Here is a 21,170-nt window from a genome sequence, read left to right as displayed (position 1 = left end):
GAATATAAAAGCCACCATCCTTGCGACGGTGGCTTTTTTTGCATCTGGCATCCGGGCATCAAAAAGGCCACCCGAAGGTGGCCTTTAATCTCAAAGCGCAAAACCGTCTTAGCGGGTCAGCGGCTTGTATTTGATACGGTGCGGGCGGCTTGCCTCTTCACCATAGCGACGTTTGTAGTCGGCTTCATATTCCTGATAGTTCCCTTCGAACCACTCGACATGCGAGTTGCCCTCATAGGCCAGAATATGGGTCGCAATTCGGTCAAGGAAGAAGCGATCGTGCGAGATGACCACAGCGCAACCGGCAAACTCGAGAAGGCCTTCCTCAAGTGCACGCAGGGTATCGACGTCAAGATCGTTGGTCGGTTCGTCAAGCAGCAGAACGTTTGCGCCGGATTTCAGCATCTTGGCAAGGTGAACACGGTTACGTTCACCACCGGACAACTGACCGACTTTTTTCTGCTGATCTGCGCCCTTGAAGGCGAACTGTGACACATAGGCACGCGACGACATCGGACGCTTGCCCAAAAGGATCTCGTCGAGGCCGTCGGAAACTTCCTGCCAGACGGTCTTGTTCGGATCAAGCGAGTCACGCGACTGATCAACATAGCCCATCTTTACGGTATCACCGATCTTGAGCGTTCCGGCATCTGGGGTATCAGCACCCGTCAGCATCTTGAACAGGGTGGTTTTACCCGCACCGTTCGGACCGATCACACCAACGATACCACCCGGCGGCAGACGGAAATCAAGGTTTTCAAACAGAAGCTTGTCACCATAAGCCTTGGTCAGGCCCTCGGCAGTGATAACTTCGTTACCAAGGCGCTCGGCAATCGGAATAACGATCTTCGTTGAGTCCGGAACGGCCTTGGCGGCCTCGGCGACAAGATCGTCATAGGCGCGGACACGGGCCTTGGATTTTGCCTGACGGCCTTTCGGGTTCTGACGGATCCACTCAAGTTCGGTGGCAAGCTGTTTCTGGCGGCTGCCTTCTTGACGGGATTCCTGTTCCAAACGCTTTTGCTTCTGCTCAAGCCAGGAGGAATAGTTGCCTTCGAACGGAATGCCTTGACCGCGGTCAAGTTCCAGAATCCAGCCCGTGACGTTATCAAGGAAGTAACGATCGTGGGTGACCAGAATGACGGTACCCTGATAATCTTCAAGGTGGCGTTCAAGCCACGCAACCGATTCAGCGTCAAGGTGGTTGGTCGGTTCGTCAAGCAGCAGAATGTCAGGTTTTGCAAGCAAAAGACGGCAAAGGGCGACACGACGGCGCTCACCACCGGAAAGCTTGGTTACATCCGCATCCTTGGGCGGGCAACGCAGGGCGTCCATCGCGATCTCAAGGGTGCGTTCCAGATCCCAGCCATTGGCCGCATCGATGCGTTCCTGAAGTTCACCCTGCTCTGCAAGGAGGTCATTCATTTCGTCATCGGTCATCGGCTCGGCGAATTTGCCGCTGATTTCGTTGAAGCGTGCAAGATCGTCAACAATCGAACCGCACCCTTCCATGACGTTGCCAAGAACGTCTTTCTCCGGATTGAGCTGCGGTTCCTGTTCAAGATAGCCGACATTGACACCTTCGGCAGGCCAGGCTTCACCGGCGTAATCCTTTTCGATGCCGGCCATGATTTTCAGCAGGGTCGATTTACCTGCGCCGTTGTTGCCCAGAACACCGATTTTTACGCCTGGCAGGAAGGACAGTGTGATGCCCTTGAAAAGTTCGCGACCGCCCGGAAGGATCTTGGTCAGGTCCTTCATGACGTAAATATACTGGTAGGATGCCATTAAATTCCCCATCCAAAAGTCGTTGGGTCCGCCCTGTTGGGCTGAAACACTTCGGCACACTCATGCGCATGCCTGAAATACTGTGCCCGTTTGTAACCGACAGGCAGGCTCTTAACAACTTCAAACCGCAGACAGCTCACATGCTATCAAAACATGCCAGGTGGCGAGCTGAAACAAGGTGCATCAAGCAATCTCGCGTCGGCGACATCAATCGGGTTAGGCAAACGAAATTTGCGTCGATTTCAGTCAAAAAATAGCTGCGTCGGACCGTGACGGGTCCCTTAAGTTATAAAAACGTCACTTTTTAGGCACTTAGACGCAATGTTTTTCAACCTTAAAATGCTGCAATGCACACAGTGAAAACCGCCCGGATTCTGTCACTATTTTTATTCGACGTTGGGGCAGAACACCTTCTAACACCCTGTTCTATACGACTAATGATTAGCTTATGGCGACTCTCGAAAACTGGTATCGAGCTTTACAGGCAATGAGTGTGTCTTGATGCATTCAACGCCACGCATTCATGCGGCCGACAAACACAGCATAAAAATATGTCGGCAGGGAAAGTTATCATTTCTAGGAAGGAGACGCGCGATGGATGAACAAAGCGCAGCCTACTGGAAGAGAAACGTGAAGCTGGTCTCGGTCCTTATCGCGATCTGGTTCATCGTTTCCTACGGTTTCGGCATCTTGTTTGTCGATGCCCTCAACTCTATCGAAATCGCGGGCTTCCAGCTTGGTTTCTGGTTTGCTCAACAGGGGTCCATTTACGTCTTTGTCGCACTGATTTTCGTCTATGTGGCCAAGATGAACAAACTGGATCGCGAATTCGGCGTTCGTGAAGACGACTGACGCAGGATCAGGGAGACAGACAAGATGGATCTTACCACCCTTACATATATTGCCGTCGGCTTGAGCTTCGCGCTGTATATCGGCATCGCGATCTGGGCCAAGGCAAGCACCACCGGCGAATTCTATGTCGCTGGCAAAGGTGTTAACCCGGTCGTCAACGGCATGGCGACCGCAGCAGACTGGATGTCGGCTGCTTCCTTTATCTCTATGGCTGGCCTCATTGCCTTCCTTGGCTATGGTGGCTCGGTTTACCTCATGGGCTGGACAGGTGGTTACTGCCTGCTGGCGATGCTTCTGGCACCGTACCTTCGCAAGTACGGCAAATTCACCGTGCCGGAATTCATCGGGGATCGTTATTATTCCAAAACCGCCCGTATCGTTGCTGTTATCTGCCTGATCTTTATCTCGTTTACCTATGTGGCAGGTCAGATGCGCGGCGTTGGTATCGTGTTCTCGCGCTTCCTTGAAGTTGAACTCCTCACCGGCCTGATCGTCGGCATGGGCATCGTCTTCATCTATGCTGTTCTTGGCGGCATGAAGGGCATTACCTATACCCAGGTTGCACAATATTGCGTTCTTATTATTGCCTACACCATTCCGGCAATCTTTATTGCCTTCCAACTGACCGGCAATCCGCTGCCGCAGCTGGCATTTGGCTCGACCGTGAATGGCACAGGCGAATACATGCTTGATCGCCTTAACCAGGTTGTGACGGAACTCGGCTTCCTCGAATACACCACCACCAACAAGTCAACGATTGATATCTTTGCAATCACGCTTGCACTGATGGTTGGTACTGCCGGTCTTCCGCACGTTATCGTTCGCTTCTTCACCGTTCCGAAAGTCCGTGATGCACGTTCTTCTGCCGGTTGGGCGCTGGTCTTCATCGCGCTGCTGTACACCACTGCTCCGGCAGTTGGTGCAATGGCACGCCTGAACCTGACCGACACCATCCAGACCGGTGAAGTGGGCGCAGAAGACGGTAACCTCGTCTATGAAGAACGTCCGGACTGGATGAAGCGCTGGGAAGCAACCGGCCTTCTGAAGTTCGAAGACAAGAACGGTGACGGCCGCATCCAGTATTACAACGATGCGAACGCAGAGTTTGCGACCAAAGCAGCCGAATATGGCTGGGCTGGTAACGAACTGAGCGTTGACCGTGACATCATGGTTCTTGCCAACCCGGAAATCGCACAGCTTCCGAACTGGGTCATTGCCCTGGTCGCAGCTGGTGGTATCGCCGCAGCACTTTCAACAGCTGCTGGTCTTCTGCTTGTGATTTCATCAGGCGTTTCACATGACCTTCTCAAAGGCACGTTCACACCGAACATGACAGAAGGACAGGAACTGATGGCCGGGCGTGTTGCGGCTGCGGTCGCGATCGTGATTGCCGGTTATCTGGGCTACAATCCTCCGGGCTTTGTGGCACAGGTGGTGGCCTTCGCCTTCGGTCTTGCCGCATCCTCGCTGTTCCCGGTTATCATCATGGGTATCTTCTCCAAGAAGGTTAACCGTGAAGGTGCTATTGCCGGGATGCTGGTCGGTCTGATCTTCACCATGGGTTATATCATGTCCTACAAGGGCATCTTTATCCCGGTATTGATCGAAAACGTCGAAGCAAACTGGCTGTTCGGCATCTCGCCGGAAGGCATTGGCGTCGTTGGTATGATCCTGAACTTCATCGTTGCTTTCGCTGTGTCGAAAGTCACCGCTGAACCGCCAGAGCATATCCAGCACATGATTGAAGACATCCGCGTTCCGAAAGGAGCCGGTGGCGCAGTTGACCACTAATCGGTCAACTGGTTTGCCAAGAACTGTTGCAGGCCCCCGGATCATTGATCCGGGGGCTTTTCTTTTCGGCCTTAGTCAGGCAACAATGACTCAGGGCATGCCCTTGCGGAGGAAAACAGTCATGAGCATCGAACTCGAAGAAATTGCCGAATTTCTAAAACAGCACCACCCGTTCGATCTGTTACCTGACGAAGAAATCAACGCCCTGCCCAAGCGCCTCTCGGCCCGCTATTTCCGCGCAGGGACCAAAGTCCTCTCGCCCGAGGAACAATGCCTTCATCTTTACATCATCCGCACCGGCGGCACCGAAACCCGTGACCCGAACGGGCAGTTGCTTGCCCGCCTGTCAGAGGGTGAATGCTTTGGTGTGCGCGCGATGTATCAGAACGGGCGCGCGGCCAACAACATTACAACTCTCGAAGACAGCCTGTGTTACTTGCTGCCTGAGAAGGATTTTCACGCGCTAACTGGCAAGTATCCGCAGTTTAGCTATTTCTTCGCCCAGATGGGGGGCGAACGCCTGCGCAGTGGCATGCAGTTGCTCGAAAGTCGCGATGACGATCAGCTCAAACTGATGAGTGTGAAGGTCAGTGACCTGATCGCGCGCGAACTGGTCAGCATCGACAAGTCGGCCTCCATCCTCGAAGCTGGCCAGTTGATGAGCAAGGAACGCGTTTCCTGTCTGTTGATCACCGAAGGCGGTGACGGCGTTGCCGGGATCATGACCGACCGTGACCTGCGCAATCGTGTCATCGCCAAGGGCCGCAGTTATGATGAGCCGGTAACCGCCATCATGACCGAAAAGCCGATCTCAATCGATCCTGATCAGTATGCGTTTGATGCACTTCTGACCATGACACGCAACAATATCCGTCATCTGCCGGTGATGAAGGACGGCAAGGCAGTTGGCATGATCACCACCAACAACTTGCTGGCACGCCAGTCGCTGTCGGCTGTTTACATGGCAGGTCGGATCGGCAAACTGACCGAACCCGAAGAAATGGCAAAGGTCATCGCCCAGGTCCCCGAACTTCTTAGTCACCTTATTGAGGCGGGCGCGACATCGCAAAATGCCGGACATATCGTAACGACCCTTTCGGATGCGGCGACCGCCCGGCTGCTGCAACTGGCAGAGGAAGAATTCGGCCCACCGCCCGTCCCCTATGTCTGGATGGCGGGTGGGTCACAAGGCCGCCAGGAACAAACGGCACTTTCGGATCAGGACAATTGCCTGATTATAGATGACGCCTATAACGCGGATCAGCACGGGGACTATTTCAAAAATCTTGCCGACTTTGTCTGTGATGGCCTGAACAAGGTTGGCTACGTCTATTGCCCCGGTGAAATGATGGCCAGAACAGATGAGTGGCGGCAACCGGTGCGCACCTGGCAGCACTATTTCAATAAATGGATCGAACAACCCGAACCAAAGTCCCTGATGTTGTGTTCGGTCTGGTTTGACCTGCGCCCGGTCCACGGCACCAAAAGCCTGTTTGAAGACCTGCATCGCATGATCATCTCCAAGGCCAAGGACAACCGTATTTTCCAGGCCTATATGGTGGGCAATGCGCTGAGCCATCACGTCCCGCTTGGTTTCTTCAAGAATTTCGTCATGATCCGCGGCGGCGAACATGACAAGACGCTTGATCTGAAACATAACGGCGTGGTGCCAATTGTTGATGTCGCCCGCATTCACGCCCTTGCCAACGGTGTCGAGGCCGTAAATACCTATGAGCGGCTCAATGCCGTAAAGGCATTCCCATCCATCAGCAATCAGGGGGCATCAGACCTTCTCGATGCCTTTGAATTCATCAGCATCACCCGCCTGAAACATCAGGTCCGTCAGATCCGGCGCGGCGAAAAACCCGATAACTTCCTGCAACCTGAAAGCCTGTCGGCGTTTGAGCGCAGCCATCTAAAAGATGCGTTCTCGGTGATCAAGAACCTTCAGGGCGCGCTTGAGCACGCCTTTGGCAAAAGCGGGACGTAAGCCATATGGGATTGCGCCAGAAAATCCTCGACAGTCGGCTGTATCGTGACTTCATCCAGCGCAAGGCAACCGGGCCTTTGCGGACCTATTACGATGTGCCGCCTGCCGATCCTGAAAGATCCGTGATGGAAACCGAATTCATCGCTCTTGATTTGGAAACCACCGGCCTTGACCCCAAAAAGGACGAAATCGTCAGCCTCGGCTGGGTGATTATCCGTCAGCTTTCGGTCGATTTTTCAAGTTGCGAACATATTCTGGTGCGGCCAACCAAGGAGCTCAGCGAAAGCTCGGTCGTGGTCCACCGGATCTTTGACAGCGATGTCGCCGATGCCCCAAGCATTGAAGCAGCCCTTGAGCATCTTTTGCCCCAGATGGCTGGCCGGGTTCTGCTATCCCATCATGCGCCAATTGAACTGGGATTCCTTGGCCAAGCCTGCAAACAGTTCTTTGGCGCGCCACTGCAAATCCCGACGGTCGATACTCTGGTTCTGGCTCTGCGTGACATCCGGCGCAGCGGAGAAACCATGAAATCCGGGGCGCTCAGGCTTGATACATTGCGCCGAAATCATAACCTGCCCCCCTTCCGGGCCCATAACGCATTGTCTGACGCGATTGCCGCGTCGGGCCTGTTTCTGGCCCAGATCGCCAAACGTGATCCGAAAGGCGAACTTGAGCTCGACCGGATACTGCGCTAATCGGTTATCAGGGCTCAAAAAATGCCCCACCAATAATAACAGCAGATCGGGAGCCACCAGCCTATGTACGTCTTTATCTTCTCAACCGTTGTTATCGGGTTTGCGTCGGCTGGCGTGGTCATGTTGCTGTTCCGGCTTTGGGGCCGTAAGGCACCGAAATATGTCATTCCGCTCGTCGCAGCGATTGCGATGTTTGGCTACATGATCTGGGATGAATACACATGGTTTGATCGCTACGAGGCCCGTCTGCCTCAAACCATCAGCGTCATTCAGACCTTTACTGACGAAAACATTTTCGCGCCGTGGACACTGGTTTCCGCACCGACCAACCGCTTTACGGCGATTGATCGCGAAAAACTGGTATCCAATCCCCAAAACCCCGATGAAAAACGCGTCATGACCCTGCTGCTGCGCAAGGGCGGCGAAACCCTTGCCCTGACCCATCTTGTTGATTGTGCGCAAGGACGGCGTGGCTATATCACGCCCGATACATCACTCGACAGCAACGGCTTCCCGACCGCGATGAATGAATGGTTTGATATGGATGCCAACGACCCCCTGCGCGCGGCGGTCTGTTCCTGAACGCTGTTTCCATCGCGAAACCGGATAACCTTTGGCCCGCCCTGTGGCGGGCCTTGTCATGTGTGGCAACAAAACTGATTTCGGCTATAGTGATGCAAACGCGCCCTTTTTCTTAAGTTACGGGTCCCTATGCCCCATTTTCGATCCCCATTGCCATCCGCAGTCGCCTTCTTTGTGATCGCGGTCGTTTTTTTCGGCAGCATCTCAACAGCGGCCCGTGCGCGCGATATCACTGTCTTTGCCGCTGCGAGCCTGACCAACGCCATTGAAACTGCGGCCGCCACCTATGAAAAGGAAACCGGTGATACAATACGCCTGTCACTGGCAAGTTCTTCGACACTGGCGCGCCAGATTGCCGCAGGGGCACCCGCAGATGTCTTTATCTCTGCCAACGAAAAATGGATGACCTGGTTAACTGATCAGGGCCCGCTTGTCCCCGGCAGTCGTCATGACCTGCTGACAAACCGTCTGGTTATTGTCGCCCCCAAAGATAGCAATCTTAGCCCGATTAAAATTGGCGATACTTCAGACCTGACAGCATTGATCGGACCCAATGATCGCATTGCAGTCGGCGACCCGGACCACGTACCTGCCGGGATTTATGCCAAACAGGCACTGACATCTTTGGGGCAATGGGAAACGGTCGCACCAATGCTTGCGCGTACTGACAATGTTCGTGCGGCCCTGGCGCTGGTTGAACGGGGCGAAGCACCGATTGGCATCGTTTATCAAACTGACGCCGGCATTTCAGATAACGTCAAAATCATCGGCACCTTCCCCGAAAACAGTCACCCGGTCATTACCTATCCTGTTGCCCTGACAGGTGATCCGTCCGAAACCAAAGCCATGAAATTCCTACTTTGGCTTTTGGGGGATGACGCGGGGCGCATTTTTGCCGACTATGGCTTTGAACCCGTTGCAACAACGCAAGCCAACGTACCCGGAAAATGATCAGCTTAACCCCCGCCGAAATCGAGGCACTTCTGCTAAGCTTGCGCATCTCAGGCGTTGCTGTTGCTTGTGCACTGCCCTTTGCCATCATCGTCGCAACTGCGCTTGCCCTCGGTCGGTTTCCAGGGCGCTTTATTCTTGATGCGATTGTGCATCTACCGCTGATCCTGCCACCGGTTGTGATGGGCTATTTGTTGCTGATTGCCTTGGGCACACGGGCACCGTTGGGCGCTTGGCTGTATGAAACATTCGATCTGCGTTTTGTTTTTAGCTGGACGGGCGCGGCACTGGCATCGGCGATCGTAAGCTTCCCGTTTCAGGTCCGCGCCATTCGACTGAGCCTGGAAAACGTCAATCCCGGTCTTTATCAGGCTGCCGAAACCCTTGGCGCCGGGCCGATTGACCGATTCTTTTCGCTGACACTACCCTTGGCACTCCCCGGTATCATTGCCGGTGCCATTACCGCCTTTGCCGCAAGCCTTGGTGAGTTTGGTGCGATCATCACGTTCGTATCAAACATCCCAGGCGAGACCCGCACCCTGCCACTGGCGATCTATACTGCGATCCAGACACCGGGCGGCGAATTGGCCGCGGCACGTTTGGCGGCTCTTTCGATCGGGTTGGCCTTTGCCGGGTTGCTTCTGTCTGAATTGGCGCTCCGTCGTATTCGCAAGAGGGCCGCTTCATGAGCATCGGTGTCAATGTTGAACGCAGTCTCAAGACTTTCCGGCTTTCCGCCGAATTCAATATTCCTGAACCGGGGATAACCGCCCTGTTTGGCCCTTCTGGCAGTGGCAAGACGACGCTTGTTAACATGATTGCCGGTTTGGTCCGCCCGGATCGCGGCCATATTCAAATCAACGACCATGTGCTTTTTGAACATTCACGTGGCATCAACCTTCCGGTTCGCAAGCGTCGGGTTGGCTGCGTGTTTCAGGATAATCGCCTGTTCCCCCACAAATCGGTCCGCGACAACCTGTTTTACGGCGCGCGCCGTAATCCCCACAAACTGCCACAGGATGAACAACAGGCCATCCTTGAGATGCTTGATATCTGGGATCTGATGGATCGCCGACCCAACCTTCTGTCTGGCGGGGAAAAGCAACGGGTGGCACTGGGGCGTGCACTTTTGTCCAATCCGGATGTATTGCTGCTTGATGAACCGCTTTCTGCCCTTGATCACGCCCGCAAACAGGAAATCCTGCCATATCTCGAATGGTTGCGTGATCATCGCAAGATACCGATCCTGTATGTCACCCACGCGATTGACGAGGTCGCCCGCCTTGCCGACCACATGGTGATCATTGATCAGGGCAAGACACTTGCGACCGGGTCGGTATTTGAGATGCTGGGCCGCACGGACTTGGCGCCGCTGGCCGGGCGTTTTGATGCCGGAACGGTTCTGGCCGCCCGAATTGTCAGTCGTGATCCCAAGGCCGAGGTCAGCTTCCTTGAATGTGGCGGTCAACGACTTGTCGTGCCCTATCTGGGCCGTCCGAAAAGTGATCGTGTCCGACTGCATATTCGTGCCCGCGACGTCATGATTGCCCGCACCCCGCCCCACGATATCAGTGCCAACAACATCATTCCCGTTACCATCACCAAAATCAGTGACGAGCCCGGTGACACCATCGACGTGACCATGTGCTTTGGTCAGGATGCGGACGCCACCCTTCTGGCCGAAACCAGTGGCCGCCCCAAAATTCATGCCCGCATCACGAAATGGTCGGGATCACGCTTAAAACTGCAGCCCCATCAAAAGGTCTTTGCCGTGATCAAGTCGGTCACAGTCAATGGGCAGTTGCGCGATCGCTAGATTTGACACACCAGGAAACGGCAAACCCCCGCCGGTATCTTCGACGGGGGTTTGTTTTAAGGCTTAAGGGTGCTGATACGCACTGGGCGCTGGCCAATCCCATTTATCCTGCAAGGCCGGATCGGTTTCATAGATCTCGACCTTCAGCGGATAACAAGCGGCTTCATCACTTGAATGGCCGGTGCTGCAATCCCCACCCGGACAGGTCGACAGATTGCCCAGCAAATCAATCTCGGCAAACATTTCAAGATAGTCCCCCGGGCGTACAGGACTTGCCTTCATGAAATACTGATGGGTGTCCTTGGTAAAGCCGGTGCACATGAAGACATTCAACACATCATGCACATAGTGATCGGCTTCCTGCATCGACATGCCAGTCTCATCACTAAAGGCCCGGCAAAGGTTGGAATGGCAGCAATGGTGATAATCATTCCCTGACAGCAACCGGTTGGTGAACGGATCGCAGCGGGTGCCGATCACGTCATGCACACTGCCGCCATCCTCATCAAAGCCATACCAATCAAGGGTATCTTCGCTGATGAGCGCCATCGAACGCAGATAGGGCATGTTGGACCACAAACGGTCACCTGTGGTCAGGTGTGTCCGATGCAGGGCACGGGTCTTGCCGCTAAAAAACCGTTCCTTCAGGTCATTGGCATTCCAAAGGTTCAAATCACCGACCTGCGGCCCATCGACACTGACAATGCGGAAAAAGTATCCCTTGGGCACATGAAACGTGCGCGCATCGCGTGGTGGAACGATAACCTCGTTCACTTTCTTCATTGAAGCCTTGAATTCGGTAAGCGTCGCAAAGTCGGGCTCGGGCAAGGTTCCGTTGGGATAAACAACGACCGGCTTAATCGCGCGACGCTCGGCGGCGTCTGTTGGGGCTTGGTGCTGGGGTTTGAAAGTCATGGGGTGGCCTCGATAACAGGAAAATAGATGGGCGACAGAATGGCACAGTGACAGGTTGACACAAGCCTGTTTCAACCTGTCCGACAGGCAGATCAAACGAACAACTAAACAAGCGGTGTGATCAATTCTCGGCGTTCATCCCACGTATCAAGATTATCGACAACCAGTTGGCCCATGGCATCGCGGGTTTCCACCGTTCCACTCGCCAGATGCGGATACAGCACAACGTTATCAAACTTGGCAAATGCTGGATCAATCTCCGGTTCATTTGCAAACACATCAAGTCCCGCACCGGCAATCGACCCGTGCTGCAACCCCCGGATCAAAGCCGGTTCATCAATCACCGATCCCCGTGCGATATTGATCACGACACCATCTTTGCCAAGGGCTTCAAGCACCACTTCATTCACAATCCCGTTGGTCGCGGCCCCACCGGGGCAGGACAACACCAAGATATCCGACCATGTCGCGAGTGCCGTCAGATCATCAAAGAACCGGTACTCGACGTCCTTCTTGCTGCGTCCGAAATAGCCGACCTCGACCCCACTTGGCACTGCGCGTGATGCAATTGCCTGTCCAATCCGGCCGAGCCCTACAATGCCAAGCCTCTTGCCGCGTACACTTCTGGTCAGTGCCATCGGACCTTTTGCGGCCCACTTTCCGCTGCGCACCCAGTCATCACCCAAAACAAGCTGTCGCAAAGTGGCATGCATCAACATGATCGCCGTGTCGGCAACGTCATCGGTCAGAACGTCAGGTGTGGTTGAAAGACGAATGCCGCGGTCACGAAGAGCCTTAAGATCAAACACATCATGCCCAACGCCAAAGCTTGTAATGACTTCAAGGTTCGGCAGTTGCGCCAGCAAGTCATCCGGAACACCAAAGCGCGCGGATGTCACAACTGCTCTGATCTGATCGCCCATTTCATCAAGAAATTTCTGCTTGTCCGAAACCAGGTCATAGCGATGCAGATCGTGGCGTTCTGCCAACATGGCCGTATAGGCCGGGCGGATATCAAGAAGGGCAAGGACGGAACGTATCATTGGGGCGTCTTTCGGTGGCTGCGTGTGCCCCAAAGACTAGCGGCCTCAATCACCTGAGACAAGTTGATGCGCAGTTTCGTATCACCAGAAAACCACATTCAACCCAATACGTTTGCCTAGATACAATGAGGGCGGGGATGGCAATCGCCCAATCCCCGCCCCAATGCAGATTACTCTGCCGCGAATTCCTTGCAGCCGGTGCAGAGCAGATCAATGATGTGCAGGGCAAAGGAACGCCAGATATCCATGCGGAAGCTTTGCTCGGCATCCCGCCAAAGAACAACCGTGACACCGTCAATCACCGTACGGCAACCACCACCCACCGGGATGCTGTCGATATCGCGTGGGCAACCGATGGTCAGCAACTCGCTCGCACGTTCGCCTTCGATGCGCACCGTGACTTCACGGGCTGACACCTCGGTCAGGCTGTGGGTTGCCGATGCATAGACATCCGCGCACGCCTTGGTCACTGTTTCGGCATCATCCGGCTTGGCAATGATCAGCCATTCATCCGGACCGAGGCAGATGGACTCAGTCGTGCCGTTGGCCGCACGTGCGCCAACAGTGGTTGCCAGATCAACACCAATCGCCTTGGATACGGCCGGAATATTGGCCGCCCGCAAACGCAGCGAGAAACGGGCAACAGGTGCCATCAGGGTCAGTTTGACCGGCCCTGAAGCAACGATCGGACCTGGCGTAAATGCGTGTGTAAGTACCGTCATTTTTCTGTTCCCCGCCTAGAGTTTCAACCGTTCGCCTTCGGGATCGTAAAACACGGTCCCGGTGACGGTCGCCTTGATCACACGATCTGGCATCGGAATGTAAATGGTTTCACCCAAACGATTGAAACCGTCTTCAAGCAGCGCCATGGCAATCGGGCGACCTGCGGCATCGCTGTGATAGCTTGATGTCACATGGCCGACCATCTTCATCGGCTTGGGCTGGTTCGGATCAAGAACGATCTGTGCCCCTTCCTCAAGCTTGGTTTTGCCATCTTCGGTCAGAAGACCGATCAACTGCTTGCGGCCTTCGGCAACCAGGTCCGGACGCGCCAGACCACGTTTACCGACGAAATCAGGTTTCATTTTACCAATAGCCCAGCTCAGCCCGGCATCGTGCGGGGTGACTGTGCCATCGGTATCCTGACCGACAATGATATAGCCCTTCTCGGCACGCAGCACGTGCATGGTTTCGGTCCCATAGGGGCAGATATCGTATTTCTTGCCCGCCTCGAACAGCATTTCCCAAAGTGCACGACCGGCATGGGCCGGAACGTTGACTTCAAAGCCGACTTCACCGGTAAAGCTGATGCGGAACAGGCGCGCCGGAAAGCCGCCAACGCGGCATTCGGCAACTGACATGTGCGGGAAGGCTTCATCAGACATATCAAGACCTTCGACGAACGGCTCAAGCACCTTGCGGGCATTCGGGCCATTCAAAGCAATGGTCGCCCACTGCTCGGTCGTCGAAGTCAGCCAGACATCTAGGCCCGGCCATTCGGTCTGAAGGTAGTCTTCCATCATGTTCAGCACACGTGCCGCACCACCGGTCGTGGTGGTGACATGGAAGCGATCATCCGCCAGACGGCCAATCACACCGTCATCACGAATGAACCCGTCATCGCCCAGAAGCAGGCCATAACGTGCCCGGCCCGGTGCCAGCTTGGTCCAGGGGTTGGTGTACATGCGGTTCATGAATTCAACCGCATCGGGACCAACCACCTCGATCTTGCCAAGGGTCGATGCATCAAAGATACCGACACTTGCGCGCGTCGCACGGCATTCGCGCGATACGGCTGCATGCATGTCTTCACCGTCTTTCGGGAAGTACCATGCACGGCGCCACAGGCTAACCGGCTCGTAAGCGGCACCATTTTCTTCGGCCCAGCTATCAATCGGAGTTTTTCGCGTCACTTCGAAGTGACTGCCCTTGTGATAACCACAGAAGGCGCCAAAGGTCGTCGGGGTGTAAGGCGGACGAAAAGTTGTCAGGCCAACTTTCGGCTGCGGCACACCCAACGCGTCAGAGGCAATGTTAAGGCCGTTGATGTTCGACATCTTGCCCTGATCGGTCGCCATGCCGTTGGTGGTGTAACGTTTGACATGTTCGATCGAACGCATGCCTTCGCGTACCGCCAGACGAAGGTCCTTGGCGGTCACGTCGTTCTGGTAATCGACAAAGGCACGTGCCTTGCCAGCATCCAGATCGGTCGGCAGTTCCTTGTGGCTGACACCGGTCCCCGGACGGTCGTTGGCAACGCCGTAGCTTGCAGCCTTGGCCTTTTTGCCAAGGCTTTTGGCCACAGCCGCGCCCATTTCCGCCCCGTCATTCAGAACGGCCTCAATGCCCCACAGGCCACGGCCCGCACCGGCGATTTCGCATTCCTCTGCCTTGTGGTCCGGCAGGAAGGTCTGGCGTTCGTCGTCCCACTTAAGCGTTCCCTTGGTGTGGGAAAACAGATGCAGCGACGGCGTCCAGCCCCCCGACATCAAAAGGCAATCACATCCGATCATTTCAGCCGGACCGACCGACGATCCACTGACCGGGTTAACGCGAACCGATTTGACACGCAGGCGGCCCTCGGTGCCGGTCACAGTATGACCGGCCATGATGCGAATGCCACGTTTGGTGGCCTCGGCAATCAGATCGGTATTCTGTTCTGAACGGGTATCAACGATGGCAGCAATGGTGGTGCCCGCATCGGCAAGATCAAAGGCCGCGTACCATGCGCTGTCATGGCTCGTGACGATGACAGCCTTGTCACCAACCCGAACGCCATAACGGTTGAGGTAGGTCTGGGCCGAACCGGCCAGCATCACGCCCGGGCGGTCATTGCCATCAAAGACCAGCGGCTTTTCAAGTGCGCCTTGCGCCAGAACAACCTGCTTGGCGCGGACACGCCACATGCGTTCACGCGGGGTTTCTGCATCCGGGCTGGCCAGGTGATCGGTCAGCTTCTCACACAGACCAACCATGTTTTGGTGGTAATAGCCAATCGCGGTCGTGCGGGTCATGACTTTGACGCCAAGCTCTTTGAGCTCTGCCACGGTTTTGGCAACCCAATCCCATGCCAGCATGTCTTCGATCATCGCTGATGGCTCAGACAGAAGCGAACCGCCCGCTTCGGGGTTTTCGTCAACAAGGGTCACTTGCGATCCGGCACGCGCCGCCGTAAGGGCCGCAGCAAGACCGGCAGGACCAGCACCAATGATCAGAACATCGGTATGCAGATACCGCGATGCATAGTGATCCGGATCGGGTTCGGTCGGCGAAACGCCAAGACCGGCTGCCGCACGAATGAACGGCTCATAGACCTTGTCCCAGAAGGATTTCGGCCACATGAAGGTCTTGTAATAGAACCCGGCCGAAAACAGCATGTAGGCCTTGTCATTGATCGCACCAATGTCAAAGGACAGGCTGGGATAGCGGTTCTGACTGTTGACCTGAAGACCGTCCCAGATTTCCTGAACAGTTGCACGGGTATTCGGCTCAAACCGGCCCGGACCACGGCGCGTGCCGACCAGTGCGTTCGGTTCTTCGGAACCGGCCGTCACGGCACCACGCGGGCGGTGATATTTGAACGAACGACCCATAAGGTGAATACCATTGGCCAGCAGGGCCGACGCAATGGTATCGCCTTTAAAACCTTTGATTTTCTTGCCATCAAAAGTGAACTGGATCGGTTGGGTGTGATCGACGCGACCACGCCCGGAAACGCGGAAGCTGCTCATTTCGATTTCTCCAACAATTTGGACAGTTCAGGACGGGGATCATCGATTTTATAGGTGATCAGGAACCGGTCACTGACAGTGTCACGCACTGCGTTGAAATATCGACCGCAGCCATGGAAGTGGCGCCAGCGTTCATAATGCGGGCCCTTCACGTTGGTGCGGATGAACAGGAAATCACGCCATTCTTCGTCACTGACCGACGACGGATCGGCCGGACGTGCAATATGCGCTTCACCGGCATAGGTAAATTCCAGTTCCGGCAGGGTCTGATTGCAATAGGGGCAATGGATCAGAAGCATGTCCGGTCTCCTTAGTGCGCAACAGCGGCAGCAGCGGCTTCGTCAATCAGACGACCGGTGCTGAAACGTTCAAGGGTGAAGGGCGCGTTGGCCGGATGCGGATCATCCTTGGCGACGGTCCATGCCAGTGTGTGGGCGGCACCCGGGGTCGCCTTGAACCCGCCTGTCCCCCAGCCACAGTTGACATAAAGACCCGGTACCGGCGTCTTGCCAAGGATGGCCGAACGGTCCGGGGTCACATCGACAATACCACCCCACTTACGCAGCATGCGCATGCGGTTAAAGATCGGGAAAATCTCGCAGATCGCGGCAACCGTATGCTCGATCAACGGCAAACCGCCACGCTGGGAATAACTGGTATACTGGTCGGTCCCCGACCCGATCACGAGCTCACCCTTGTCAGACTGGCTGATATAGGCATGCACGCTGTTGGACATGACAACACAGGGGAAGATCGGCTTGATCGGCTCGGACACCAGTGCCTGCAACGGATAGCTTTCAAGCGGCATGCGCACACCGGCCGTATCCATCACGACCGAGGTATGACCCGCGGCCGAAACAGCAACCTTTTTCGCACCAATGAAACCCTTGGCGGTTTCAACACCGGTGACACGGCCATCCGGGCCACGGCGAATGGCAGTTACCGGGCAGTTCTGAATGATATCAACACCACGTGCCGCCGCCCCACGGGCATAACCCCATGCCACCGCATCATGGCGTGCAGTACCCGCGCGACGCTGAAGCGCCGCGCCAACGACCGGGTAGCGCGCAGTCGGCGAAATATCGAGGGGTGGGCAGAATTCCTTGGCTTCCTCGGCCGACAGCCAGACGTTATCGACACCGTTAAGGCGGTTGGCATGCACATGGCGCTGGAAGCTTTGAACGTCATGGACATTGTGCGCGAGCATCAGAACGCCGCGCTGCGAATACATGACGTTGTAATTCAGCTCCTGGCTCAGGCCATCCCACAGATCAAGCGCGTGGTCATAAAGCTTGGCACTTTCGTCATAGAGGTAGTTCGACCGAATAATCGTCGTGTTACGGCCGGTGTTCCCACCGCCAAGCCAGCCCTTGTCGATCACGGCAACATTGGTGATGCCGTGTTCCTTGGCCAGATAATAAGCCGCACCAAGACCATGACCACCCGCGCCGACGATGATGACATCGTATTCGGCCTTCGGCTCACTGTCGGGCCATTGCGGCTCCCAGTTTTTTTGGCCGCTAAGGGCGTTTTTGATAAGCGATAGCGCAGAAAAATGGGTCATGATTATACGATCCCCCGATTTACCGTTGCCGGAACTCTATCAATGTCCATGCTCTGCGGACTGGATAATTGCGACAATTTCATTGTATATTTTTGCCATGAACTCTTTTTCGAGCCCGGGATCAAACCCCGGCAAACCCAATGCAAAAAAGCGCCTTCGCGTCGCCTTTCTGCTGGCAGACAATTTCACGCTGACAGCGTTTGCCAGTTTTGTCGATGTCTTGCGTCTTTCGGCCGATGAAGCCGACCGTTCGCGGCCCATTCATTGCGACTGGACGGTGCTGTCTGATACCATGAATCCGGTGCGTTCAAGTTGCGGGGTCAAGGTGCAGCCCGACACGCGTCTGCGCAATGCTGGTGACTACGACTATATCGTGGTTGTCGGCGGCCTTATTCAAGAACAAGGCGGGTTTTCATCCGATTGCATTGCCTATCTCAAGGCGGCTGCCGCCAAGGGCAAAAACCTGATCGGGTTGTGTACCGGTGTTTTCGCGCTGTATGAGGCCGGGTTGCTTGAAGGATACCGATGCTGTGTTAGCTGGTTTCACCATGACGAATTTGTCGCAAGGTTCGAAGCCGCCCAACCGGTTTCCGATCAAATCTTTGTCGTGGATCGGGATCGCCTGACCTGTTCGGGTGGGCATGGGGCCGCGCATTTGGCGGCCTGGGTGGTGGAAAAGCACATCGGGCGCACGGCGGCGACCAAAAGCCTGAGTATCATGATCATCAACGAGGCCATGACCGGTGAAAATCCGCAGCCAGGCTTTCAGACCGATCTGGTTGCCAAAGACGCACTGGTCAAAAAGGCGCTATTGCGGATGCGCCAGAATATTGAGTCGCCCGAAACCGTCGCCAAAATGGCCGAAAAACTTGGCGTCACACGCCGTAAGCTCGAACGCGCGTTTAATGCCGACATAGGCATTTCACCATCACGTGCCGCTTTGCGCATCCGGCTAGATGCCGCCAAAAAGCTGCTGGGCGAAACGGGAAAAACCACCACCCAGATCGCGCTTAGCACCGGCTTTTGTGATGCATCGCATTTCATTCATGCCTTCAAGGCCGAAATCGGCATGAACCCGTCGGAATACCGAAACACCGTTCCGACGGCCCAGCCGTAGTCAGGCATCAATGGTGACTTGCCCGATCGGGTTCGAGCAGCAGGCAAGGATGTAACCCTCTTCGATATCGTCGTCCGTGATCCCGCCATTATGAACCATATGAACCTGCCCTTCGGTCTTGCGCACCTTGCACGTCCCGCAAATCCCCATCGAACAGCCTGACGGGATCACAAGGCCTGCCGTGCGCGCCGCGGCAAGGACGGTATCGGTTTGGGTGCAATTTGCCGTGATGCCAGATGCGGTGAATGCGATGACCGCCTTGCTGTCTTCATCAGGCACGACATCATCTGGCACGTCTTCTGCTTCGAGTGTCGGCGCGTGGAAGCTTTCCTGATGGTAGCGATCCATATCATAGCCAAGCCCGACAAGAACTTCGCGCACCGCCTGCATGAACGGTTCCGGTCCGCAACAGAACACTTCACGTTCAAGATAATCCTGCGCCATCAGGCCCAGCATCAGCTGATTGAACGTGCCCAAATACCCGGTCCATGGCTTGTAGGGATCGGCTTCTTCAACCACCCATTTCAGGGCAATACCGTTAATCCGCGACGCGCTGTGTTCCAACCGTTCGCGAAAGATGATCTCGGACGGGCGTTTCGCACAATTAACGAAGACAATGTCGGGATCACGCCCGGCGTCATAAAGATAGGTCGTCATCGACATCATCGGTGTGATGCCCGACCCCGCCGAAATGAACAGGTATTTATCCGCCGGATGGTTAATCAGTGAAAAGCTTCCAGCCGGCCCCTTGGCCCGAATGCGCATGCCCGGACGCAAATTATCCAGCATCCAGCGCGTACCGACCGACCCAACTTGCGCCTTGACCGTTACCGTCAAGGATGTCGGGCGCGATGGCGAAGATGAAATCGTATAGGTGCGATAAAGCGGTCCACCCGGCACCGGGAGCTCCAAAGTCAAAAACTGCCCCGGGTCATAGCTGAACAACGCGCCCGATACCGACTGGAAGCAAAATGTCATGACATTGGGGGCTTCTGGCAGGAACGAAACACATTCCAGTTCCTCAGCGTCCGACCAGAAGGCAAGCTTTGGTTTTTCGATCACAGACATCGCCCTACTCCGCCACGATCAATCTGTTTTCGGCAAGCTTGTCCGACAGGGTTTTCGCATACCAGTTGCCAAACTGGGCAACACCGGCTTCGTGGATTTCGGAATACGGACCGACCTTGTAGGCTGGTGTCGCGATACCACGCTGATTGTTTTCGACCACTTCCTTGTCTTCGGCATTGGTCGCAAGCCAGACTTCGGTCAGACGTTTCAGATCATAGTCACGGCCTTCAACCGCGTCCTTGTGCACAAGCCACTTGGTGACGACTTCGGTTTCCATCGGGCTGATCGGCGTTACACGGAAAACAAGCGCATGGTCCGACAGAAAATGGTTCCAGGTTGACGGATAATGGAACTTTAAAAGTGATCCGGCATTTTGGAACGGGATGTTGGAGTTCGGCAGGCTGACAGCCGCCTTGGTGTCGAGTGTATAACTTTCGGCTTCCCCCAAAAGCGGCACACGCACCAGACGCCATTCACCACTATCGGACATCTGATAGGCAGATGGCGCGCCGACCGCCTCGCAGCGGGCCACATGATCATCAAGCACACTGGCCACGACACCATCAGATGTGCTGCCGATCGCACGCGCATCTTCCGGGAAGGTCCGGCACAGCGATGGGTGATTGCCCCCACAATGATAACATTCCCGATTATTCTCCCAGACCAGCTTCCAGTTGGCTTTTTCGATAATCGTGCTTTCAAACGCGACCTTGGAATTTTCCAGATCGTGCGGCGCAAGATAGCGTTCGGCGGCCTTGGCAAACGGTTCAATATCCGGCGCATTTTCAGCCAGGCAGATATAAACCAATCCGTGGATCACCCGGCAATGAACCGGGCTTAACCCGAATTTTGAGTTATCAAAATCCGGACCCATATCACGCGCCCAAAGCAACTTGCCATCAAGGTCATAGGTCCACTGGTGATACGGACAAACCAGCCTTGGATTTCGGCCCTTTTTGGTTTTGCACAGAACCGAGCCACGATGACGGCATGAATTGTGAAAGGCACGCACCACCTGATCATTGCCGCGCACGATCACGACGGAATAAGCACCGACTTCATAAATGACGTAATCACCCGCCTTGGGGATTTCGCATGCCGGGATCGCAAACAGCCATTCCTTGTAATGAATGTTTTCAAGGTCGAGCTCAAAGATCGACTGATCGGTATAGAACGGCTGTTCCAGGGAATATCCAGGAACGCGACGCGCCAAAAGCTCTTGAACTGATTGCGGCATAACAGGCATGGCGGAAATCCGTTTCTTGAT

Annotated in this window: 18 protein-coding genes; 9 read left to right on the top strand and 9 right to left on the bottom strand. The window is 55.2% G+C overall.

What is annotated here, in order from left to right; all coding sequences use genetic code 11:
• Positions 1 to 108: 108 nt before the first annotated feature.
• Positions 109 to 1,788, bottom strand: coding sequence for an energy-dependent translational throttle protein EttA (gene ettA / locus AUQ41_RS13175; RefSeq protein WP_008889560.1), 1,680 nt, complete (start codon positions 1,786 to 1,788; stop codon positions 109 to 111).
• Positions 1,789 to 2,382: 594 nt separating this feature from the next.
• Here ettA and AUQ41_RS13170 point away from each other — a divergent pair.
• The 8 genes from AUQ41_RS13170 to modC all read left to right on the top strand — a co-directional run bounded on the left by AUQ41_RS13170 (position 2,383) and on the right by modC (position 10,465).
• A complete protein-coding gene (locus tag AUQ41_RS13170) occupies positions 2,383 to 2,640 on the top strand; it encodes a DUF4212 domain-containing protein (RefSeq protein ID WP_008889559.1) in 258 nt (85 codons plus the stop codon).
• A gap of 24 nt (positions 2,641 to 2,664) precedes the next feature.
• On the top strand, positions 2,665 to 4,431 hold the full coding sequence (locus AUQ41_RS13165; protein WP_063088812.1) for a sodium:solute symporter family protein: 1,767 nt from the start codon (positions 2,665 to 2,667) through the stop codon (positions 4,429 to 4,431).
• A 121-nt stretch (positions 4,432 to 4,552) separates the two neighbouring features.
• On the top strand, positions 4,553 to 6,421 hold the full coding sequence (locus tag AUQ41_RS13160) for a DUF294 nucleotidyltransferase-like domain-containing protein (RefSeq protein ID WP_063088811.1): 1,869 nt from the start codon (positions 4,553 to 4,555) through the stop codon (positions 6,419 to 6,421).
• Between the two features lie 5 nt (positions 6,422 to 6,426).
• Positions 6,427 to 7,116, top strand: coding sequence for an exonuclease domain-containing protein (locus AUQ41_RS13155; RefSeq protein ID WP_063088810.1), 690 nt, complete (start codon positions 6,427 to 6,429; stop codon positions 7,114 to 7,116).
• 63 nt (positions 7,117 to 7,179) lie between these two features.
• On the top strand, positions 7,180 to 7,698 hold the full coding sequence (locus AUQ41_RS13150; protein WP_063088809.1) for a hypothetical protein: 519 nt from the start codon (positions 7,180 to 7,182) through the stop codon (positions 7,696 to 7,698).
• A 174-nt stretch (positions 7,699 to 7,872) separates the two neighbouring features.
• Positions 7,873 to 8,649: a molybdate ABC transporter substrate-binding protein gene (gene modA, locus AUQ41_RS13145; RefSeq protein ID WP_232308389.1), complete on the top strand. Its 777-nt coding sequence runs from the start codon at positions 7,873 to 7,875 to the stop codon at positions 8,647 to 8,649.
• Complete coding sequence (gene modB / locus AUQ41_RS13140) at positions 8,646 to 9,338, top strand: molybdate ABC transporter permease subunit (protein ID WP_083952665.1); 693 nt, start codon at positions 8,646 to 8,648, stop codon at positions 9,336 to 9,338. The genes modA and modB overlap by 4 nt, the downstream gene beginning before the upstream one ends.
• Positions 9,335 to 10,465: a molybdenum ABC transporter ATP-binding protein gene (gene modC / locus AUQ41_RS13135; RefSeq protein WP_063088807.1), complete on the top strand. Its 1,131-nt coding sequence runs from the start codon at positions 9,335 to 9,337 to the stop codon at positions 10,463 to 10,465. The genes modB and modC overlap by 4 nt, the downstream gene beginning before the upstream one ends.
• A 63-nt stretch (positions 10,466 to 10,528) precedes the next feature.
• Here the strand turns inward: modC and AUQ41_RS13130 are convergent, their stop codons facing one another.
• The 6 genes from AUQ41_RS13130 to AUQ41_RS13105 all read right to left on the bottom strand — a co-directional run bounded on the left by AUQ41_RS13130 (position 10,529) and on the right by AUQ41_RS13105 (position 17,718).
• On the bottom strand, positions 10,529 to 11,380 hold the full coding sequence (locus tag AUQ41_RS13130) for a DUF1989 domain-containing protein (protein WP_063088806.1): 852 nt from the start codon (positions 11,378 to 11,380) through the stop codon (positions 10,529 to 10,531).
• A gap of 104 nt (positions 11,381 to 11,484) precedes the next feature.
• A complete protein-coding gene (locus AUQ41_RS13125) occupies positions 11,485 to 12,423 on the bottom strand; it encodes a 2-hydroxyacid dehydrogenase (protein ID WP_063088805.1) in 939 nt (312 codons plus the stop codon).
• Positions 12,424 to 12,593: 170 nt separating this feature from the next.
• On the bottom strand, positions 12,594 to 13,145 hold the full coding sequence (locus AUQ41_RS13120; RefSeq protein WP_063088804.1) for a sarcosine oxidase subunit gamma: 552 nt from the start codon (positions 13,143 to 13,145) through the stop codon (positions 12,594 to 12,596).
• A gap of 15 nt (positions 13,146 to 13,160) precedes the next feature.
• Complete coding sequence (locus AUQ41_RS13115) at positions 13,161 to 16,154, bottom strand: sarcosine oxidase subunit alpha (RefSeq protein WP_063088803.1); 2,994 nt, start codon at positions 16,152 to 16,154, stop codon at positions 13,161 to 13,163.
• Positions 16,151 to 16,453, bottom strand: a complete 303-nt coding sequence (locus AUQ41_RS13110; RefSeq protein WP_063088802.1) for a sarcosine oxidase subunit delta — start codon at positions 16,451 to 16,453, stop codon at positions 16,151 to 16,153. Before AUQ41_RS13110 ends, AUQ41_RS13115 begins: the two co-directional genes overlap by 4 nt.
• An 11-nt stretch (positions 16,454 to 16,464) precedes the next feature.
• Positions 16,465 to 17,718, bottom strand: coding sequence for a sarcosine oxidase subunit beta family protein (locus AUQ41_RS13105; protein WP_008889546.1), 1,254 nt, complete (start codon positions 17,716 to 17,718; stop codon positions 16,465 to 16,467).
• Between the two features lie 97 nt (positions 17,719 to 17,815).
• Here AUQ41_RS13105 and AUQ41_RS13100 point away from each other — a divergent pair, with 97 nt between their 5' ends.
• On the top strand, positions 17,816 to 18,835 hold the full coding sequence (locus AUQ41_RS13100; RefSeq protein ID WP_083952726.1) for a GlxA family transcriptional regulator: 1,020 nt from the start codon (positions 17,816 to 17,818) through the stop codon (positions 18,833 to 18,835).
• On the opposite strand, the gene AUQ41_RS13095 is transcribed toward AUQ41_RS13100, so the two are convergent.
• Positions 18,836 to 19,903, bottom strand: a complete 1,068-nt coding sequence (locus AUQ41_RS13095) for a hybrid-cluster NAD(P)-dependent oxidoreductase (protein ID WP_063088800.1) — start codon at positions 19,901 to 19,903, stop codon at positions 18,836 to 18,838.
• A 4-nt stretch (positions 19,904 to 19,907) separates the two neighbouring features.
• Entirely contained in the window at positions 19,908 to 21,149 is a 1,242-nt protein-coding gene (locus tag AUQ41_RS13090; protein ID WP_083952666.1) for an aromatic ring-hydroxylating dioxygenase subunit alpha, read from the bottom strand.
• Positions 21,150 to 21,170: the final 21 nt, after the last annotated feature.

The organism is Thalassospira sp. MCCC 1A02898, from assembly GCF_001618185.1.
Classification (GTDB): Bacteria; Pseudomonadota; Alphaproteobacteria; order Rhodospirillales; family Thalassospiraceae; genus Thalassospira; species Thalassospira tepidiphila.
Note: the sequence above shows the minus strand (reverse complement) of the source record. Positions and strands in the feature narration are given on the sequence as shown.

Coding starts and splice junctions, on each gene's coding strand:
- ettA (WP_008889560.1), bottom strand. CDS start 1,788: ATGGCATCCTACCAGTATATTTACGTCATGAAGGACCTGACCAAGATC.
- AUQ41_RS13170 (WP_008889559.1), top strand. CDS start 2,383: ATGGATGAACAAAGCGCAGCCTACTGGAAGAGAAACGTGAAGCTGGTC.
- AUQ41_RS13165 (WP_063088812.1), top strand. CDS start 2,665: ATGGATCTTACCACCCTTACATATATTGCCGTCGGCTTGAGCTTCGCG.
- AUQ41_RS13160 (WP_063088811.1), top strand. CDS start 4,553: ATGAGCATCGAACTCGAAGAAATTGCCGAATTTCTAAAACAGCACCAC.
- AUQ41_RS13155 (WP_063088810.1), top strand. CDS start 6,427: ATGGGATTGCGCCAGAAAATCCTCGACAGTCGGCTGTATCGTGACTTC.
- AUQ41_RS13150 (WP_063088809.1), top strand. CDS start 7,180: ATGTACGTCTTTATCTTCTCAACCGTTGTTATCGGGTTTGCGTCGGCT.
- modB (WP_083952665.1), top strand. CDS start 8,646: ATGATCAGCTTAACCCCCGCCGAAATCGAGGCACTTCTGCTAAGCTTG.
- modC (WP_063088807.1), top strand. CDS start 9,335: ATGAGCATCGGTGTCAATGTTGAACGCAGTCTCAAGACTTTCCGGCTT.
- AUQ41_RS13130 (WP_063088806.1), bottom strand. CDS start 11,380: ATGACTTTCAAACCCCAGCACCAAGCCCCAACAGACGCCGCCGAGCGT.
- AUQ41_RS13125 (WP_063088805.1), bottom strand. CDS start 12,423: ATGATACGTTCCGTCCTTGCCCTTCTTGATATCCGCCCGGCCTATACG.
- AUQ41_RS13120 (WP_063088804.1), bottom strand. CDS start 13,145: ATGACGGTACTTACACACGCATTTACGCCAGGTCCGATCGTTGCTTCA.
- AUQ41_RS13115 (WP_063088803.1), bottom strand. CDS start 16,154: ATGAGCAGCTTCCGCGTTTCCGGGCGTGGTCGCGTCGATCACACCCAA.
- AUQ41_RS13110 (WP_063088802.1), bottom strand. CDS start 16,453: ATGCTTCTGATCCATTGCCCCTATTGCAATCAGACCCTGCCGGAACTG.
- AUQ41_RS13105 (WP_008889546.1), bottom strand. CDS start 17,718: ATGACCCATTTTTCTGCGCTATCGCTTATCAAAAACGCCCTTAGCGGC.
- AUQ41_RS13100 (WP_083952726.1), top strand. CDS start 17,816: ATGAACTCTTTTTCGAGCCCGGGATCAAACCCCGGCAAACCCAATGCA.
- AUQ41_RS13095 (WP_063088800.1), bottom strand. CDS start 19,903: ATGTCTGTGATCGAAAAACCAAAGCTTGCCTTCTGGTCGGACGCTGAG.
- AUQ41_RS13090 (WP_083952666.1), bottom strand. CDS start 21,149: ATGCCTGTTATGCCGCAATCAGTTCAAGAGCTTTTGGCGCGTCGCGTT.